The following is a 17739-nucleotide window of genomic DNA, read 5'->3' on the forward strand; positions in this document are numbered from 1 at the left end:
GTGCGCGTCGTGAGCGGCCCCGGCGGCGCGGTCGCGCGCCTCGCCGGCCTGCTCGGCCGCCTGCTGCGCGGCCTCGCCCACCGCGTCCGCGGCGCGGTCCCGCGCCTCGGCGACCCGGTCGCCGGCGTCCGCCACGGTTTCGGCGGCCCGGTCGCGCGTCTCCGCCGCCCGGTCGGACGCGGTGGCAGCGGCGTCCGCCGCCGCGGTGCGGGCGCGGTCGGCGGTCTCCGCAGCGGCCGTGCGGGCGCGGTCCGCGGACTCCGCCACCCGGGCCGCGGCGGCGCGGGAGGCGCGGACCGATGCGGGCTCGAGGGCCTCCTCCAGCGTCTGCTTCGGCTCCTCCGGGTCGAACGGGCCGTGCACGTCGAGCACCTGGACGTCCACCGTCACGGGCCCGGTCTCGTGCAGCTCGCCGAGGATGCGCGTGCGCACCTCGTCGGCGAGCTGCCTCACCGGCACCGGGTACGCGGCGACGATGCCGATGCCGACCACGACCCGGTCGCCCTGCAGGTCCACCCGCACGCCCGGGACCGAGGTGGTCGTCAGGGGACCGACCCGCAGCGCGCCGATCGTGCGCGAGAAGGCGGTGCCGATGGCGTGCACGCCCTCCACCCCGGTCGCCGCGGTCGCGGCCGCGCGCGCGATCGACTCGGCTCGGGCGCGGTCCGCCGAGCGGGGCGACTCGGGCCGCGGGCTCGTCCCGGTGGTGCTGGCGGCGGTCGCGGTGGGGGCGTCGGTCACGGTGGGTCCTCCTCGAAGTCCAAGGGGACGCGCCTGCCGGGCGTCGTCCCTCATGAAGAAGGAGGCGATCCGGACGCCGGTCGTCACGAGCGCCCAGCGGACTCCCAGCGTCAGGACTGCGGCGGGGACGACGGAGGGGCCGCTCACCGAGGACGGTGAGCGGCCCCTCCAGGTGGAACGGGTCCGATCAGGCGGGGGTGAGCGCCGGCGTGGCGGGCACCTGCTTGCGGCTGGACAGCACCTGGTCGATCAGGCCGTACTCCAGGGCGTCCGCGCCGTTCAGGATCTTGTCGCGCTCGATGTCGCGGTTGACCTGCTCGACGGAGCGCTTCGAGTGGTGCGCCAGCGTCTCCTCCAGCCAGGTGCGCATCCGCAGCACCTCGGCGGCCTGGATCTCGATGTCGCTCGCCTGGCCGCCGGACCCGCCCGAAGTGGCGGGCTGGTGGATCAGGATGCGCGCGTTCGGCAGCGCGAGGCGCATGCCGGGCGTGCCCGCAGCGGCGATGACCGCGGCGGCCGAGGCGGCCTGACCCAGCACGACCGTGGAGATCGGCGGCCGGATGTACTGCATCGTGTCGTAGATCGCCGTCATGGCCGTGAACGAGCCGCCGGGCGAGTTGATGTACATGCGGATGACCTGCTCGGGGTCCTGGCTCTCGAGCACGAGCAGCTGGGCCATGATGTCGTCCGCCGAGGCGTCGTCCACCTGCACGCCGAGGAACACGACGCGGTCCTCGAACAGCTTCGCGTACGGGTCCTGGCGCTTGTAGCCGTAGGCCGTGCGCTCCTCGAAGGTCGGGAGGACGTAGCGCGAGCTCGGCGAGGCGGCCGTGCCGCCCGGCTGCGCGGAGTTGATCCAGTTCATGTGTTCTGTCTCCTGGTGGTTCAGAGGTCGGCGGCGCTGACGGACGGCTGGATGTCGGTCCCGCCGCCACCCGTGACGTCCGCGGCCGAGGCCCGGATGTGGTCGACGAAGCCGTACTCGAGGGCCTCGTCCGCGTTGAACCAGCGGTCGCGGTCGCCGTCGGCGTTCACCTGGTCGACCGTGTGGCCGGTGGCGTCCGCGGTGATCTTCGCGAGGCGGTTCTTCATGTCGATGATCAGCTGCGCCTGCGTCTGGATGTCGGACGAGGTGCCGCCGAAGCCGCCGGACGGCTGGTGCAGCAGCACGCGGGCGTTCGGCGTGATGTAGCGCTTGCCCTTCGTGCCCGCGGTGAGCAGGAACTGCCCCATCGAGGCGGCCATGCCGATCCCGACCGTGACGATGTCGTTCGGGACGAACTGCATCGTGTCGTAGATCGCCATGCCGGCGGTGATCGAGCCACCGGGCGAGTTGATGTAGAGGTAGATGTCCTTCTCGCTGTCCTCAGCGGCGAGGAGGAGGAGCTTGGCGGCGATCTCGTTCGCGTTCTCGTCGCGAACCTCGCTGCCGAGCCAGATGATCCGATCGCGCAGCAGGCGATCGAAGACGCTGGGCGTAGGGCTGAAGTCGGCCATTCGCAGCACTTCCATTCATGTCGTTCGAAGCGTGAGCACCACGGTAGTGAGCGCCCTGAAGAGGCGCGGTCCTGTTCGCCGACGGCGTTCCGGCGGCCGCCTGCAGCAGCGTTCACGGCCCGCTGATAGGTCCGTCCAGGACACTGGTCAGCGTCCGTCCGGCTCGCCGACGGAGTCCGACGCCCGCCCGCCTCGCTAGACGGGAGCCCGCCGTGTTCTCGCTGCTCGCGCTGTTCGCGCTCACCGCCCTGGTGCTGCCGGCCCTCACGCGACGGCTCGGGACCAAGGCGTTCCTGGTCGCCGCCGTGCCGCCCGCCGCGGCGTTCGCGGCGACCTTCGCGCGGACGCGGGAGGCGCTCGGTCCGGGCGTCCGGGAGCGGTTCTCCTACCTCCCGCAGCTCGGCGTCGCGCTCGACGTGCGCCTCGACGCGCTGTCGTGGACGCTGGCGCTGGTCGTCACCGGGGTCGGCGCGCTCGTGCTGCTCTACTGCGTCTCGTACTTCCATGACGACGAGCCCGGTCTCGGCCGCTTCGCCGCGGTGCTGACCGCGTTCGCGGGCGCCATGTACGGCCTCGTGATCGCGGACGACGTGTTCCTGCTCTTCACGTTCTGGGAGCTCACGAGCGTCCTCTCGTACCTGCTGATCGGCCACTACGCCGACCGCCGCGCGAGCCGCGGTGCGGCGCTCCAGGCGCTGCTGGTCACGACGCTCGGCGGCCTCGCGATGCTCGTGGGCCTCGTGCTGCTGCAGGACGCCGCGGGCGCGTCGACGCTCTCCGCGCTCGTCGCCTCCCCTCCCCCGCTGACGGACGGCCGGGCCGTCACCGGCATCGCCCTCGTGCTCGCGGGCGCGGTCACGAAGTCCGCGATCTGGCCCTTCCACTTCTGGCTGCCGGGCGCGATGGCGGCGCCGACGCCGGTGTCCGCCTACCTGCACGCCGCTGCGATGGTGAAGGCCGGCGTCTACCTGGTCCTGCGGCTCGCGCCGGCGTTCGCGGCCGCGCCGGGCTGGCGCGAGACGCTCGTCTCCCTCGGCGTGCTGACGATGGTCGTCGGCGGGGTGCGGGCGCTGCGCGAGCACGACCTGAAGCTGGTGCTCGCAGGCGGCACGGTGGCGCAGCTCGGCTTCCTGATGGTCGTGTGCAGCCTCGGCACCGCGGCGAGCCAGACGGCGGGCCTGGCGCTGCTCGTCGCGCACGCGCTGTTCAAGTCCACGCTCTTCCTCGTCACGGGCGTCGTCGACCACGCCGTCGGCACGCGCGACCTGCGCCGCATCTCGGGGCTGGGTAGGCGCCTGCCCGTGCTCGCGGGCGCCGCGGTGGTCGCGGCCGCGTCGATGGCGGGCGTGCCGCCGCTGCTCGGCTTCGTGACCAAGGAGGCGTCGCTCATCGCCCTCGGCGAGGCACCGCAGCCGTGGGGCGCGATCGGGCTGGTCGGCGTCGTGCTGGGCTCGGTCCTCACCGTCGCGTACGCGCTGCGCTTCGTGTGGGGCGCCTTCGCGACGAAGCGCGGCGGCGTGCAGACCGAGGTGAGCCCGGAGCGCCCCGCCTTCCTCGCGCCGCCCGTGCTGCTCGCGCTCGCCTCCCTCGCCCTCGGCCCGCTCGCGTCGCTGGTCGTGGAGCCCGCCGCGGCGGCGGCGGCGCACGGCATGCCCGGGAAGGCGACGCACCTCGTGCTCTGGCACGGTCCGACCCTCGAGCTGCTGCTGTCGGCGGTCACGCTCGCCGGCGGCGTCGCGCTCTTCCTGCTCCGCGAGCGCATCGTGCCGCTGCAGGAGGCGATCCGTCCGCGCTGGACCGCGGAGGACGGCTACCGCCGCACCCTGCGCACGCTCGACCTCGTGGCCACCCGGGCGACGGCGACCATCCAGACCGGATCGCTGCCCTTCTACCTCGCGGTCATCCTCACGGTCTTCGTCGGCGGCACGAGCACCGTGCTGCTCGGCACCGGCGTGCTCGCCGCCCCGCCGCTGTTCGCGACGGCGGCGCAGACCGTGACCGCCGTGCTGATGGCCGTCGCGGCGATCGCGGCGACGATCGCCGGGAAGCGGTTCCAGGCCGTCGTGCTCGTCGGCGTCACGGGCCTCGGGATGGCCGTGCTGTTCGGGCTGCAGGGCGCGCCCGACCTGGCGCTCACGCAGGTGCTCGTCGACCTCGTGACCCTGATCGCGTTCGTGCTCGTGCTGCGCCGCCTGCCCGCGCGGCTCGGGGTGGCGCACGGCAGCTCGCACCCCGTCGTGCGGATCGTGCTGGGCGTCGCCGTCGCGGCGGTGATGGTGATGGTCGTGCTGACGACGCTCGCCGCGCGGACCGCGACGCCGATCTCGGAGGCGTTCGAGCGCCTCGCGGTCGAGATCGGCCACGGCGACAACGTCGTGAACGTGACGCTCGTCGACCTCCGCGGCTGGGACACGTTCGGCGAGATCACGGTGCTCGTCGCGGCGGCGACCGGGGTGGCGAGCCTCGTGTTCGTCGGCGGCCGGTCCGACGTCCTGCCGGCGCTGCGCGGTCATCGGCGACGGGGACGGCCCGGCCGCGAGCACCCGGTCGACCCCGAGGTGGCGAGCGGCACGTGGCTGCTCGCCGGCCGGACGCTGCGGCCCGAGTACCGCTCGATCCTGCTCGAGGTCGCCGTGCGGCTCACCTTCCACGCCACGATCGTCGTGTCCGTCTACCTGCTGTTCGCGGGTCACAACGCCCCGGGCGGCGGCTTCGCGGGCGGCCTCGTCGCGGGCCTCGCGCTCACCGGGCGCTACCTCGCGGCCGGGCGGTACGAGCTGGGCCTCGCCGCGCCGCTCAACGCCGGCGTGCTGCTCGGCCTCGGCCTCGTGCTCGCGGCCGGCACCGCGATCGTGCCGCTGCTGCTCGGCGAGCCCGCGCTCACGTCCCACTACCTGGGCGCCGACCTCGGGTGGTTCGGGAGGATCTCGTTCACCACCTCCTCGATCTTCGACGTCGGCGTGTACCTGATCGTGGTCGGCGTCGTGCTCGACGTGCTGCGGTCCCTCGGCGGCGAGGTCGACCGCGCGTACGAGGAGGACCACCGCGAGGTGCGGCAGGGGGTGCCGTCGTGAGCGTCTCCGTCGCCCTGCTCGGCGCCATGGCCGTGCTCTACGCCTGCGGCGTCTACCTGCTGCTCGAGAAGAGCGTGACGCGCATCATCCTCGGGATCCTGCTGATCGGGAACGCGACGAACCTGCTGCTGCTCGCGCTCGCGGGTCCCCCCGGTGCGCCGCCGATCGCCGGCTCGGGCCCCTCCTCGGACCCGCTGCCGCAGGCGCTGATCCTGACCGCCATCGTCATCACCTTCGCGGTCTCCGCGTTCCTCATGGCGCTCGTGTACCGGTCGTGGCGGATCGCGCAGGAGGACCGCCTCGAGCGGGACGAGGCGGACGTCGCCGTCGGGCAGGGCGACCAGCCCGAGACCGAGGCGGCCGCCGCCGACGAGGAGAGCGAGTTCGACCGCCCGGGAGGCACCGGATGACCGCCCTCGTGCCCCTCGTCGTGATCCTGCCGATCCTCGGCGCCGCCCTCGCGCTGCTCGCCTCCGCGCGCCCGCGCCTGCAGCGGACGATCGCAGCCGTCGCGCTGACCGCCGTGCTCGGGCTCGGCATCGCGCTGACCGCCGCCGTGGCGGACGGCAGCATGCTGGTGATGCCCGTCGGCGGCTGGCCGGTGCCGTTCGGCATCGTGCTCGTGGTCGACCGGCTGTCGGCGCTGCTGCTCACGGTGTCCGCCGCCGTGCTGCTCGCCGTGCTCGTCTTCTCGATCGGGCAGGGCATCGCGGACGGCGACGACCGGGAGGCGCCGGTCTCGATCTTCTACCCGACCTACCTCGTGCTGGCGGCCGGGGTGTTCGATGCGTTCATCGCGGGCGACCTCTTCAACCTCTACGTCGGCTTCGAGATCCTGCTCGTGTCGAGCTACGTGCTCATCACCGTCGGCGGCACCGAGCCGCGCATCCGCGCCGGCACCACCTACATCGTCGTGAGCCTCGTCTCCTCGACCCTGTTCCTCGCGGCGGTCGGCGCGATCTACGCGGCGACCGGCACCGTGAACATGGCTCAGATCGCGCAGCGGGTCGCCGTGCTGCCGGAGGGCGTGCAGGTGCTGCTGCACGTGATGCTGCTCACCGCGTTCGGCATCAAGGCGGCGGTCTTCCCGCTGTCGTTCTGGCTGCCCGACTCGTACCCGACGGCCATCGCGCCGGTCACCGCGGTGTTCGCGGGGCTGCTGACGAAGGTCGGCGTCTACGCGATCCTGCGGACCGAGACGACGCTGTTCCCCGGGCCCGAGCTGAACCCGCTGCTGCTCGTCGTCGCGATGCTGACGATGCTCGTGGGGGTGCTGGGCGCGATCGCCCAGGCGGACATCAAGCGCATGCTGTCGTTCACGCTCGTGAGCCACATCGGCTACCTGATCATGGGCGTCGGCCTCGGCACCGCTGCCGGCACGGCCGCCGCGATCTTCTACACGGTGCACCACATCGTCGTGCAGACGACGCTGTTCCTCACGGCCGGACTGATCGAGCGGCGGGCCGGCACGACCACGATCACCCGCCTCGGCGGGCTGCTCGCCGCCTCCCCCGCGCTCGGCGCGCTCTACCTGCTGCCGGCGCTGAACCTCGGCGGCATCCCGCCGTTCTCCGGCTTCCTCGGCAAGCTCGGGCTGCTGGAGGCGGGCGCCGCGGCGCGGGACCCGCTGACCTACGTCGTCGTCGGCGTCGCGACCCTCACCTCTTTGCTCACGCTCTACCCGCTCGTGCGCGTCTGGAACGTCTCGTTCTGGCGGCCCGCGAAGCAGGTGGCGGAGGGCTCGCGGCTCACCGACGAGCTGCACGAGGACCCCTTCCGGCCGCAGACGACCGGCACCCGCGCGCTGACCCGGCCGATGGTCGCGTCGACCGCCGGGATGGTCGCGCTCGGGCTCGCCATCACGGTGTTCGCCGGGCCGCTCTACGGGTACGCCGAGCAGGCGGGCACGACCCTGCAGGACTGGCCCGTCTACGTGCAGGGGGTGCTGGGCCGATGAGCGCATCGAAGAGGCAGGCCGTGCGGTGGACCGCCGGTCCCCCGCTGGTCGTCGGGCTCGTCGTGCTGTGGCTGCTGCTCTGGCGGTCCGTCTCCCCGCTGACCGTGGTGACCGGCGTCGTCACCGCGCTCGTCGTGGTGCGGGTGTTCGAGCTGCCGCCGGTGCCGCACGTCGGCAGGTTCCGGCCGCTCGCCGCGGTCGCGCTCGTGCTCTGGTTCCTCGGCCAGGTGGTCGTCGCCTCGATCCAGGTCGCAGGGCAGGCGTTCGCCGCGGTCGCGCCCGATCGGCGGCCCCGCCCGGGGGTCGTCGCCGCGCAGCTGCGCACCCGCGACGACCTCGTGCTGACCCTCACCGGCATCGTCACCTCGCTGATCCCCGGCACGGTCATCGTCGAGGTGGACCGGGCCGAGTCGGTGCTCTACCTGCACGTCCTGCGCGGCGGCACGCCCGAACGGCTGGCCGCCGCACGCGCCGCCGTGCTCGACGCCGAGCGGCGCGTCGTGCTGGCCATCGGCTCGCCCGGCGAGCAGGCGGTCGTCCGATGACCCTGCACGGCGTGCTCCTCGCCCTCGTCTTCGCGCTGTTCGCCGCCGGCGGGGCGCTGGCCGTGTTCCGCGCGGTCCGCGGCCCGACGATCCTCGACCGCATGATCGCCTCCGACGTGCTGCTGACCACGACGATGCTCGTGCTCGGCGCCGTCATGGCCGTGGAGGGCCGCGACGACCTGCTGCCCGTGCTGCTCGTGCTCGCGGCGGGCGCGGCGTTCGCGACCGTCGCCGTCGCCCGCTCGGTGTCGAAGCACGACCGGCAGGACCCGGAGGGGGCGGGCCGCGATCCGCTCGCGACGGTCGACGACGCGCAGGACGCCCTGCGGAGCACGCGGGACCAGGTGGACCGGCTGACGCCCGAGGACCTCGACCGGGACGACCTCCGGCCGACGGGACGCGACGCATGACGATCGCCGCGGACCTCCTGCTGCTCGGCGCGGCGCTGCTCACCTTCGCGGCCGGGCTGGGCCTCGTCCGCTTCCGCGACGCGCTCTCCCGCCTCCACGCCGGCACGAAGCCGCAGGTGCTCGGCCTGCTGCTCGTGCTCGCGGCGATCGCGGTCGGCAACGGGCGCTGGGACCTCGTGCCCGCGCTGATCCCGGTGATCGGCCTGCAGCTGGTGACCGTGCCCGTCGCGGCGCACATGGTCGCGCGAGCGGCCTATCGCACGGGCAACTACCGGGACGACCTGCTGACCGCGGACGAGCTCGCGCCGGCCATCGAGGCGGCGGGCGAGCGCGAGTCCTCGGGGATCAGCGACCCCTCCTGACCGCGCCGCGGCACATGTCCGGAGCGGCGATCTCCGCACCCGGGACGGGGACGGAGAAGGGGCCCCGGCCGTGCTCGCGCACGACCGGGGCCCCTTCTCGGACCGGGCGTCAGGCCTCGGGAGCGGGCTCCTCGGCGGCGGCCTTCTTGCGGGTGCGCTTCTTCGGCGCGGCCGGCTCGGCGGCGGGCTCCGCCGCGGCCTCGTCGACGAGCGTCTCCGCCTCCACGACGGTGTCCAGCTCCGCGGACGCGACGGTCTCGACGGACTCGTCGGTCTCCTCGTCGGCGACGTCGGCCGGGTCGTTCGCGACCACGAACTCGCTGATGTCGACCGGGGCGCCGTTCGTGTCGACGACCTCGACCTTGCCGAGGAGGACGCCGATCGCCTTGCTGCGGGCGACCTCGCCGAACATCGACTGCAGCTGGTTGTTCTGCTGCAGGACCTCGATGAACTCCTGCGGCTGCATGCCGTACTGCTGCGCCGACTGGACGACGTACTGCGCGAACTCGTCCTGCGAGACGCCGATGTTCTCCTGCTCGGCGACCTTGTCGAAGAGCAGCTGCGACCGGAACGCCTTCTCGCTGGCCTCCTTGACCTCGGCGCGGTGCACGTCGTCCTCGAGGCGGTTCTCGCTCTCGAGGTGGCGGTGCACCTCGTCCTCGATGAGGGCGGCGGGCACGGGCACGTCGACCTGACCGAGCAGCGCGTCGGCGACCTTGTCGCGGGCCTGCGAGACCTGCTCGAACTTCTTCTGCTGCTCGACCTGGCGCACGACGTCGGCGCGCAGCTCCTCGAGCGTGTCGAACTCGCTCGCCATCTGGGCGAAGTCGTCGTCCAGCTCGGGCAGCTCGCGCTCCTTGACGGCGAGGACGGTGACGGCGATCTGCGCCTCCTCGCCCTCGTGGTCGCCGCCGAGCAGCGTCGACGAGAAGGTCGTCGACTCGCCGGCGGTCAGCGACTCCAGGGCCTCGTCGATGCCCTCGATCAGCTCGCCGGAGCCGATCTCGTAGGAGATCGCGTTGGCGGTGTCGACCTGCTCGTCGCCGATGGTGGCGACGAGGTCGAGCTGCACGAAGTCGCCTGTCTTGGCGGGGCGCTCGACCGTGCTGAGCGTGCCGAAGCGGCCGCGCAGCTCGTCGAGCTGCGTGGCGACGTCGGCGTCGGCGACCTCGATCGGGTCGACGATGACGGTCAGCTGGTCGAGCGGCGGCAGCTCGATCTCGGGCCGCACGTCGACCTCGATGGTCAGCTCGAGGTCGCCCGAGAAGTCCTTCGCGTCCGGCCAGGCGGTGATGTCCGCCTCGGGCCGGCCGAGCGGCTGGATGTCGTTGGCGGCGGCGGCCTCGCGGAAGAAGCCGTCCATGCCCTCGTTGACCGCGTGCTCCAGCACCGCGGTGCGGCCGACGCGCTGGTCGATGATGGGCGGCGGCACCTTGCCCTTGCGGAAGCCGGGGATCTGCACGTCCTCGGCGATGTGGCCGTAGGCGTGGGCGATGCTGGGCTTCAGCTCCTCCGGCGTGACGGAGATGGCGAGCTTGACCCGCGTCGGGCTCAGCTTCTCGACGGTCGTGGTGACCATGGACGTGTTCCTCGATCCTTGTCGTGGTCTCAGGCTGCGTTCGCGTCCGGCCCGCGCACCGCTTCGGTCGGGGCGACAGGATTCGAACCTGCGGCCTCCCGCTCCCAAAGCGGGTGCTCTACCAAGCTGAGCTACGCCCCGCGGAGGCGGACCCCGGAGGGAGCGCCGCGGTGGGACCGGAAACGACCGGCGGGAAGTCTAGCGAGTCCGGCCGGGCGTCGCCCGGACACGGGCGGAGGGGCCGCCCCACCTCGATGGAACGGCCCCTCCGGAGCCCGTGGTCAGTCGGTCGCGAGGTGCGCGGAGAGGAACCAGCGGTCCTTCACGAGCCCGCGCTCGATCTCGGTCGCGACGTCCTGGCTGTTCGGGTCGATCTCCTCGAGGGCCTCGACCGCCTTGCGGACCGTGGCCACGGCCGCGTCCATGTCCGCGACGACCTGCTGCACGGTGGGGCCGTAGTTCTGGAAGCCCTCCTGCTGCGGGGGCAGCGTGCTGTTCGCCGCGATCGTCTGCAGCCGCGCGTCGATCGGCAGGCCGAGGGCGACGGTGCGCTCCGCGGCCAGGTCCGCGTACTCCCGCGCGTGGTCGACGATGTCGTCGAGCAGCTCGTGGACGGCGATGAAGTTCTCGCCGCGGACGTGCCAGTGCGCCTGCTTGCCGGAGATCGCGAGCGCCTGCAGGTCCCACACGATCGGTGCGAGGTAGTGCTGCACGCCGCGGATCTCCTCCGCGGGCGCCTGGGTCTGATCGATGGCCGGCTCGGCCTTGGCCTCGACGTTGGTGGGGGTCTCGACATTCGTCACGTGGGTGTCCTTCCGTTCGACCTGAGAATCCAACCGCTACCGTCTGGACGCCCGATCGACGGGCGCTGTGGACGGGATCAGGCGGTGGGGGCGGCGGAGACGCCGTCGTCGGCCGGCTTCGCGCGCTTGGCGAGCTCGGTGACGGCGTAGGAGCCCGCGATGCCCGCGGCGAGCGCGAAGAGGCCGCCGCGCGCTCCCCACCTCGCCCGCTTGAACAGGGCGTCGACCGAGATCGCGCCGGGGCCCTCGGAGGCGACCGCGGCGGCAGCGGCGGCGAGGACGGCGTTGAACTCCCATCCGCCCTTGCTGTTCCAGACGCCGTTCTGCAGGTGCACCTTGCGCACGGCGGTGGCCATGGTGGCGATGAGCGCGGCGGCCGCGGCCGGGGTGGCGACGCCGAGCGCGAGGGCCGCGCCGCCGAAGGTCTCCGCCGACGCGGCGGCGATCGCGTTCTGGCGCGGCGGGTGGATGTCGAGCGACGCCATCATGCCGGTCGCCCCCTCCAGGCCGGGGCCCTCGAACGCGCCGGTGAGCTTCTGCAGGCCGTGGCCCACGAAGAGTCCGCCGACCGTGAGTCGCAGGAGCAGGGTGCCGAATGCCATGGGAGGTCCTCTCGTCGGTGCCACCGCGGCAGCCGCGGGCGGCGTCGTCCCGACGCTAGGAGCAGGACGATGTGATCCGGCTCCGAGCGGCGGTCAGGAGCCGGTCGCCGGCGTCGGCGGGGCGTCCGCCGCGTTCAGCACGACGGCGCCGGTCACGGCGTCGATGCGCACGTCGTGCCGCACGCCCTTCACGAGCACGTCCCCGCGCCAGACGACCGCCTGCTGGTACTCGTCCAGCTCGATCGCGGTCACGCGTCCTCCCGGTACCGCGGCGAGCATCCGCCTGTGCGCGCCGGCGAGCCCGACGGCGGCGGCGGCCACCTGCGCCCGGTTCCTCGACTCCTCGTTCGGGTCGGTCGGGTCGTCGCTCGGGCCGGCGAGCACCGTGCCGTCGGCGGCGAGGTGCAGCTCCTGCTCCGTGCCGTCCTCGAGCACGACGAGGACGTCCCACTCCGTGCCGTCCGCCTCGTCCTCGACGGACACGACCGTGCCCCGACCGGCCTGGCGCTGGGCGAGGGTCGCGATCGTCGCGACGTCCGGGCCTGAGGTCGGGGTGGGCGTCGGGGTGGACGTCGCCGTCGCCGTCGGGATCGCCGGCAGCGCGATCGGCTGCGTGCACGCCGTCAGCGCCAGCAGGGTGAGCGGCACCGCACCGGCGAGCGTCAGGATGCGGGTGGGTCGTCGCACGGCGGTCTCCTTGATGGGTGCTCCACATCGAACCGGTACTCGCCGAGCGTTGCCTGCACGGATCACGAGCCATCGAGCGGAGGGCGGCCGCCGCTCGGCGCGATCGACCTCGACGGCTCGGCGGCCGCGGCGCACACTGACGGCATGGACATCGAGCAGTGGTGGCCCCTGATCAGCGCCGACACCCGACGGTGGCTGATCGCGCACAACGGCGAGCCCGTGCCGACCGTCGTCGCCGGCGAGATCGCCCGCGCCGGCGGCACGATCAGCGGCGAGGCGTGGTGGATCGACGACGTCGGCACCGACGGCGCGGTGGTCCTGTCCGACGCGGGCGTGGACTGGATCTAGGCGGCCGCGAACGACGGGTGAGGGCGGCTCCCCGCGGCCTCCTGCCCCTGGTTCCACCGTCTTGCCCGGGGCGGGCGGGTCGAACAGGATGCGGAGCGTGACCCGACGGCGGACCGCGCCCCTGCTCCAGCGAGCGACCGCGTGAGGCCCGACATCACGCCGCGGCAGGGCCGGCGCAGCGCGTTGACCGCCTCCGGGTTCACCGCGTACTGGGACGCCGCCTGCTCGAGCCGGGGCCTCACCATGCTCGTCGCCGAGATCGCGATCCCGGAGACGGCGCAGTCCCCGGCCGCGCGGTCGGGCCGCGAGTTCCTGGCCGCGACCGCGCTGACGCCCGCCGAGCTCGACGAGGTGCTCAGCGAGATCGCCCTGCTGTCGATGGACGACGCGGGCGAGCCGAGGTGGCAGGTGCAGCAGCTCGGGCCGCGCACGGCGGCGGCCGTCGCGGGCGGCTCGTGGTCGACGGTGCACGCCGCGAGGTCGTTCTTCCTCGCGAGGGCGGTCCGTTCGTGATCGTTCGCGCCGGATGTCCCTCCCGTTCACCGCGGCCCGGTACACGTTGAGCGTGCTCCACCGACGCCACTCCGACGCGGCGCTGCTCGTGCTCGCCGTCGCCGTGCTCGCGCTCGTCCTCGTCGCGACGATGACCCTGCACCACCTCGTCGTCGGCGACGGGAACGGACCGCGGACCGCCGTGCTCGTCAGCGACGACTCCGCCGGCGCCCCCGTCACCGGTCCTCGTTGATCACCTGAGCGCGGTGCTGCAGCGCCTCCCCGCGTCGATCGCCGGGCGCAGCCGAGGCCGCGGGGAGGCGGTCCGACCCGTGCGCCCGGTACGGTCGCCTCCGTGAACCCCGTGGCGGTCTCCGTGGCCGTCATGATCGCTTCCGCCGTCGTCGCCCTCGCGGGCTTCGTGCTCAGCCTCGTGCGCTCGCGCCGCCGGCGCCCCGCGACCACCGGTCCCGCCATGCCGACGGACTACGGCCTGGTCCTCGCCATGATCGGCCTCGCGGGCGTGATCAGCGCGCTCGGCGTGGTGGTGTTCCTGCTGCTGACGACCTGAGCGCGACGCGTCGTCCCGCCCCTGCGACCATCGCTCGGCAGCGGAAGGAACGCCTGATCAGGAGGCGATGGAGGGGATGACGGGAATCGAACCCGCGTAATCAGTTTGGAAGACTGAGGCTCTACCATTGAGCTACATCCCCGCGACGTCGGCCCGAGCCGACGGCGGGGACCATCGTAGGGCCCTCGGCCCCGCCGCCGAGTCAGGCCGCAGCCGTGTCCGTCCGCTGCGAGGACGCGCAGTCGCTGCGGCGTCGCGCGGTCGGCATGCGCACCGCGCGCCGCCGGGGCTACCGCGTGACGCGGGCGGCGAGGGCGAGGGCCAGGCGGATCTCCTCCGCGCGGGCGAGCAGGCCGGCCACCTCGTCAGTGAGGTCGTCGAGCAGGTCCGCGTCCAGCTCGTGGCCCATGCGCGCCACGGTGCCGGCGATCGCGCGGCTGATCCCGTGCTGCTCGGCGACCAGGGCGTCGCGGCTCGCGTCCCAGGGCGCCTCACCGGGTGCGGGCCACCACGAGTCGAGCGCGGCGGAGGCGGGCTGCATCACGGTCTCGGTCGTGGACTGGAACGTCATGCGGCGATGGTGGCGAGCGCCCGCAGCCACCGCGTGGCGCGACGGTGGCCACGAGGTGAACCCTGCGGAGGCGTGCGGCGCGCCTCCGAAAGGCTCAGGCCTCCTGCCGCCGGTCGGACACGAGGCGCCGGGTGCGGACCAGGCGCAGCGCGGTGACGAGCACCACGCCGCCGACGACGTTGCCGAGCACCGTGTACCAGAACCACGCCAGCCACTGCAGGTAGGTGATGGGCGCCCCGGCCTGGATCGCGCCGAAGATCATGAGCGAGTCGAGCACGGAGTGGAACAGCTGCAGCCCCGCCAGCAGGAACCCGCCCGCCACGGCCGCGACGAGCTTCGCGGGCTCCGAGTCCGTGCCCTGCTGCATCCGCCCCATCAGCGTGATCGTGCTGCCGGCGAGCACCGCGAGCACGATGCTCTGCAGACCGAACGGCGCCTCCGTGAAGTGCGTGCCGGACTCGATGAGCGTGTCCTTCCACTGCGGGAACGCCTGCACGACGAGCCACATGAAGATCCAGCCGCCGACGAGGTTCGCCACCAGGGTGCCGATCCAGAGCTTCACGAGCTGCAGCACCGTGCCGCGCTTCGCCGCGAGCGCGGCGATCGGCATGAGGAAGTTCTCGGTGAACAGCTCGCTGTGCGCCAGGTGCAGGGCGATGAAGCCGATCCCGAACGCGATGCCCGCGAGCAGGTGGTCGTCGGTCTGGTGCAGCACGGCCAGGTAGCCCATGACGCCCAGGCCGACCTCGAGGCCGCCGAACAGCCCGGTCACCAGCACGTTGCTCGTGGCGCGGCCGAGCCGCTCCTCCCCCTCCGACACCACGCTGTCGAAGTGCTCCTCGAGCTCGTCCTCGACCTCGGGGCCGTTCGAGGACGGTCGCTGGTCGCTCACCGGGGGTCCGCACGCATGCCCGGACGGTACGGGTGCCGTCTGGGGAAGCGGCGGGCGGAGGGCCGGCGCGCGGCGGCTAGAGGCGGGTGTGGCGCACGACGCCGCCGATCACCGTGAGCGCCACCGCCTCGGGGTCGAACGCCGCCACCGGTGCGTCGAGCGCGATCAGGTCCGCGGGGTCGCCGACGCGGGGCATCGCCCGACCGCGCGTCGACGCCGCGAGCGCCGCGTCGAGCGGGATGCGCTGCTCCGGGTGCCACGGCCGCTCCCCCGCGCCGGCACGGTCGACCGCCGCGCGGAGCGTGCGCCAGGGGTCGAGCGGCGCCACGGGCGCGTCCGACCCGAACAGGAGCGACCCGCCGGCGTCGAGCAGCGACCGGAGGGGGAAGGCGCGGCCCGTCCGGTCCGGCCAGTGCTCCGCGGCGACCTCGCGGTCGTCGAGCAGGTGCGCCGGCTGCACGCTCGCGGCGACCCCGAGCGCGGCGAAGCGCGGCAGGTCCGCGTCCGCGATCAGCTGCGCGTGCTCGATCCGGCCGCCGAGGCCCGCGGCCTCGAACGCGTCGAGCGCGACCGTCACCGCCGCGTCGCCGATCGCGTGCACGGCCGGCACGAAGCCCGTCGCGCGGGCACGGCCGAGCAGGGCGAGCAGCTCCGCCTCCGGCACGGTGAGCAGCCCGCGGCCGCCGTCCGGGTACGGCTCGGCGCAGTAGGCGGTGCGGGTGTTCAGGGCGCCGTCGATCAAGGTCTTCAGCGGGCCGACCGTCAGCAGCCCGTCCGCGCCGAGGGGTTCGCCGGTCCGCAGGCCGAGCGCCGCCGCGCGCTCCAGGTCGGGCGGGTAGACGCCCGCCTCGATGCGCGGGCCCCGCCAGCCGTCGGCCGTCCGCTCCCGCCAGACGTCGACGTTCCAGGTCATCTCGAGGTCCACGACGCCGACGACGCCGCGCCGGACCGCGGCGTCGAGCAGCGACCGGACCGCGGAGGCGGACCGGCCCTGGGCGTGGAGGTTCACCTCACGGCCGACGGCGAACGCCGGCTCCTCCCGGACCATGCCGTCGGGCCCCGGCTGCACGCCGAACCGCCGCGCGGCGAGGGTGTTCAACCAGGCGGCGTGCACGTCGTGGCTGATGAGCACGAGGGCGCGGTCACCGGCGACCGCGTCGATCGCCGCCTGCGTCGGCGCGTCGGCCCAGAGCCCGTCCTGGAAGCCGATGCCGACGATCGGCACCTCGGCGTCGGGGAACCCGGCGCGCAGCGCCGGCAGCGCGGTCGCCATCCGGGACAGCGCCTCCGCGGCGGTCCGCGTGCCGCCGAGCGGCACCCACTGCGCGGCGAGCGCCGCCTGGGTGACGTGCACGTGCTCGTCCCACAGCCCGCGCAGCACGGCGCGGCCGTCGAGGTCGACGACCTCGGCGCCTCCTGCGGCCAGCTCGGGCGCGATCGCGTCGACGACGCCGTCGACGAGGCGCACGTCGACGGGATCGCCGCCGACCAGGGCGCGGCGCAGCAGCAGCCCGGTCACGAGCGGATCGGTCCTGTCACGAGCGGTCAGCCCGCCGGCCGGTTCTGCCAGCCGGGCGCCCAGTAGAGGGTGCGCCCGCCCATGTCCTCCATCACCACGGTGCCGCTGCCGCGCAGGCTCTTCTGCCCGGTGCGCTTGTAGACGTAGTGGCGCTGGTCGCGGCTGCGGAGGGCGCGGCGGTAGTCCTCCTCCGTCTTCAGGTCGGCGCGGGTCAGCATCTGCCCGGTCTCGACGCCGATCGCGAGCAGGTGCGCCCAGTCCTTCCAGAGCCGGCGCAGCGCCGCCTCCGGGATCGACTTCCCCGGCGCGTGCGGGTTCAGGCGCGCGCGGAACAGCAGCTCCGCCCGGTAGATGTTGCCGATGCCGGCGACGACGGACTGGTCCATCAGCTGCAGCCCGATCGGGGTCGAGGAGCGCATCACCCGCTCGACGAAGCGGTTCTCGGCCTTCCGGCTCGCGTCGTGCATCGGGTCGGGACCGAGCTTCGCGACCAGCTTCTCGACCTGCTGCGGGTCGAAGACCTCGCAGGCGGTCGGCCCGCGCAGATCGGCGACGGCGGTCTCGGTGAGGAGGCGGACGCGGACGGCGCCGACGGGCGGCGGCGGGAACTCGCCCTCCTCCGTGTCGACCTCGCGATCCGACTCCGACATGCGCAGCGTCGTGCGGCGCCCCGGACCGCCGACTCGGAGGTTCCGCTCGCCCTGCGCGTCCTGCGCGGCGGCGAGCTGCTCGGGCGTCGCCTGCGACAGCGCGCCGTCGCGGTAGCCGGTGAGGCCGTCGAGGAACCCCGCGCGACGGACCTCGTCGCCCACCTTCCCGTCCTCGACGGTGAACGTCGGCGCCGCGGTCACCTCCCCCGCGAAGTCCCACGAGCCGTAGAGGCCGAGGTGCACGTGCAGGGTGCGCTCGCCCTCGAACTCCAGCAGCAGGTGCTTGCCGACGGCGGTCGAGGCGACGATCGCGCGACCGTCGATCTCCTTCGCGCCCTCGGCGAACCGGCCCTGCGGGCTCGACGCCTCGACCCGGTGGCCGACGAAGTCGCGCCGGAACTGCAGCGCGATGCGGTGGACGGAGTGGCCCTCGGGCATC

At 73.7% G+C, this 17739-nt stretch carries 21 protein-coding genes and 2 tRNA genes; 10 read left to right on the forward strand and 13 right to left on the reverse strand.

Features of this window, described 5'->3' with window-relative positions:
• The 3 genes from ABEA53_RS08150 to ABEA53_RS08160 form a co-directional block, all read right to left on the reverse strand.
• On the reverse strand, window positions 1-741 hold a 741-nt coding region (locus tag ABEA53_RS08150), incomplete at its 3' end, for an Asp23/Gls24 family envelope stress response protein (protein ID WP_345480598.1).
• A 187-nt stretch (window positions 742-928) separates the two neighbouring features.
• Window positions 929-1606 carry an ATP-dependent Clp protease proteolytic subunit gene (locus tag ABEA53_RS08155; RefSeq protein WP_345480599.1) on the reverse strand — a complete coding sequence of 226 codons (678 nt, stop codon included), beginning with the start codon at window positions 1604-1606 and terminating at the stop codon, window positions 929-931.
• A gap of 20 nt (window positions 1607-1626) precedes the next feature.
• A complete protein-coding gene (locus tag ABEA53_RS08160) occupies window positions 1627-2238 on the reverse strand; it encodes an ATP-dependent Clp protease proteolytic subunit (protein ID WP_345480864.1) in 612 nt (203 codons plus the stop codon).
• 212 nt (window positions 2239-2450) lie between these two features.
• Here ABEA53_RS08160 and ABEA53_RS08165 point away from each other — a divergent pair, with 212 nt between their 5' ends.
• From ABEA53_RS08165 to mnhG, 6 genes are read left to right on the forward strand one after another with little or no spacing between them, the layout of a single operon-like run.
• Entirely contained in the window at window positions 2451-5312 is a 2862-nt protein-coding gene (locus ABEA53_RS08165) for a Na+/H+ antiporter subunit A (RefSeq protein ID WP_345480600.1), read from the forward strand.
• A complete protein-coding gene (locus ABEA53_RS08170) occupies window positions 5309-5722 on the forward strand; it encodes a Na(+)/H(+) antiporter subunit C (RefSeq protein WP_345480601.1) in 414 nt (137 codons plus the stop codon). Before ABEA53_RS08165 ends, ABEA53_RS08170 begins: the two co-directional genes overlap by 4 nt.
• On the forward strand, window positions 5719-7269 hold the full coding sequence (locus tag ABEA53_RS08175) for a Na+/H+ antiporter subunit D (RefSeq protein WP_345480602.1): 1551 nt from the start codon (window positions 5719-5721) through the stop codon (window positions 7267-7269). Before ABEA53_RS08170 ends, ABEA53_RS08175 begins: the two co-directional genes overlap by 4 nt.
• A complete protein-coding gene (locus ABEA53_RS08180; protein WP_345480603.1) occupies window positions 7266-7814 on the forward strand; it encodes a Na+/H+ antiporter subunit E in 549 nt (182 codons plus the stop codon). Before ABEA53_RS08175 ends, ABEA53_RS08180 begins: the two co-directional genes overlap by 4 nt.
• Window positions 7811-8224: an MrpF/PhaF family protein gene (locus ABEA53_RS08185; RefSeq protein ID WP_345480604.1), complete on the forward strand. Its 414-nt coding sequence runs from the start codon at window positions 7811-7813 to the stop codon at window positions 8222-8224. The genes ABEA53_RS08180 and ABEA53_RS08185 overlap by 4 nt, the downstream gene beginning before the upstream one ends.
• Entirely contained in the window at window positions 8221-8586 is a 366-nt protein-coding gene (mnhG, locus tag ABEA53_RS08190; RefSeq protein ID WP_345480605.1) for a monovalent cation/H(+) antiporter subunit G, read from the forward strand. Before ABEA53_RS08185 ends, mnhG begins: the two co-directional genes overlap by 4 nt.
• A 109-nt stretch (window positions 8587-8695) precedes the next feature.
• Here mnhG and tig read toward each other — a convergent pair whose 3' ends face one another.
• The 5 genes from tig to ABEA53_RS08215 form a co-directional block, all read right to left on the reverse strand.
• Entirely contained in the window at window positions 8696-10165 is a 1470-nt protein-coding gene (gene tig, locus ABEA53_RS08195) for a trigger factor (protein ID WP_345480606.1), read from the reverse strand.
• A 67-nt stretch (window positions 10166-10232) separates the two neighbouring features.
• Window positions 10233-10306: transfer RNA gene (locus ABEA53_RS08200), tRNA-Pro, on the reverse strand.
• 140 nt (window positions 10307-10446) lie between these two features.
• Window positions 10447-10968: a Dps family protein gene (locus tag ABEA53_RS08205; RefSeq protein ID WP_425550610.1), complete on the reverse strand. Its 522-nt coding sequence runs from the start codon at window positions 10966-10968 to the stop codon at window positions 10447-10449.
• A gap of 77 nt (window positions 10969-11045) precedes the next feature.
• Window positions 11046-11570, reverse strand: coding sequence for a DoxX family protein (locus ABEA53_RS08210; RefSeq protein WP_345480607.1), 525 nt, complete (start codon window positions 11568-11570; stop codon window positions 11046-11048).
• Window positions 11571-11663: 93 nt separating this feature from the next.
• On the reverse strand, window positions 11664-12257 hold the full coding sequence (locus ABEA53_RS08215; RefSeq protein WP_345480608.1) for a PepSY domain-containing protein: 594 nt from the start codon (window positions 12255-12257) through the stop codon (window positions 11664-11666).
• Between the two features lie 144 nt (window positions 12258-12401).
• Between ABEA53_RS08215 and ABEA53_RS08220 the strand changes: the two genes are divergently transcribed.
• The 4 genes from ABEA53_RS08220 (at window position 12402) to ABEA53_RS08235 (ending at window position 13668) form a co-directional block, all read left to right on the forward strand.
• Entirely contained in the window at window positions 12402-12605 is a 204-nt protein-coding gene (locus ABEA53_RS08220; RefSeq protein ID WP_345480609.1) for a hypothetical protein, read from the forward strand.
• 141 nt (window positions 12606-12746) lie between these two features.
• Window positions 12747-13118 carry a hypothetical protein gene (locus tag ABEA53_RS08225; RefSeq protein WP_345480610.1) on the forward strand — a complete coding sequence of 124 codons (372 nt, stop codon included), beginning with the start codon at window positions 12747-12749 and terminating at the stop codon, window positions 13116-13118.
• 13 nt (window positions 13119-13131) lie between these two features.
• Complete coding sequence (locus ABEA53_RS08230; protein ID WP_345480611.1) at window positions 13132-13350, forward strand: hypothetical protein; 219 nt, start codon at window positions 13132-13134, stop codon at window positions 13348-13350.
• 102 nt (window positions 13351-13452) lie between these two features.
• On the forward strand, window positions 13453-13668 hold the full coding sequence (locus tag ABEA53_RS08235) for a hypothetical protein (RefSeq protein WP_345480613.1): 216 nt from the start codon (window positions 13453-13455) through the stop codon (window positions 13666-13668).
• 68 nt (window positions 13669-13736) lie between these two features.
• Here ABEA53_RS08235 and ABEA53_RS08240 read toward each other — a convergent pair.
• The 5 genes from ABEA53_RS08240 to ABEA53_RS08260 all read right to left on the reverse strand — a co-directional run bounded on the left by ABEA53_RS08240 (window position 13737) and on the right by ABEA53_RS08260 (window position 17738).
• Window positions 13737-13810 (reverse strand) — tRNA-Gly (locus ABEA53_RS08240).
• A gap of 147 nt (window positions 13811-13957) precedes the next feature.
• On the reverse strand, window positions 13958-14239 hold the full coding sequence (locus ABEA53_RS08245) for a hypothetical protein (RefSeq protein ID WP_345480614.1): 282 nt from the start codon (window positions 14237-14239) through the stop codon (window positions 13958-13960).
• Window positions 14240-14333: 94 nt separating this feature from the next.
• On the reverse strand, window positions 14334-15131 hold the full coding sequence (locus tag ABEA53_RS08250; RefSeq protein ID WP_345480615.1) for a formate/nitrite transporter family protein: 798 nt from the start codon (window positions 15129-15131) through the stop codon (window positions 14334-14336).
• Window positions 15132-15207: 76 nt separating this feature from the next.
• Complete coding sequence (locus ABEA53_RS08255) at window positions 15208-16650, reverse strand: amidohydrolase (RefSeq protein ID WP_345480616.1); 1443 nt, start codon at window positions 16648-16650, stop codon at window positions 15208-15210.
• A 26-nt stretch (window positions 16651-16676) separates the two neighbouring features.
• Window positions 16677-17738 carry an Fpg/Nei family DNA glycosylase gene (locus ABEA53_RS08260; RefSeq protein WP_345480617.1) on the reverse strand — a complete coding sequence of 354 codons (1062 nt, stop codon included), beginning with the start codon at window positions 17736-17738 and terminating at the stop codon, window positions 16677-16679.
• Between the last annotated feature and the right edge of the window lies 1 nt (window position 17739).

The sequence above is a fragment of the Amnibacterium soli genome (assembly GCF_039544415.1).
Taxonomy (GTDB): domain Bacteria; phylum Actinomycetota; class Actinomycetes; order Actinomycetales; family Microbacteriaceae; genus Amnibacterium; species Amnibacterium soli.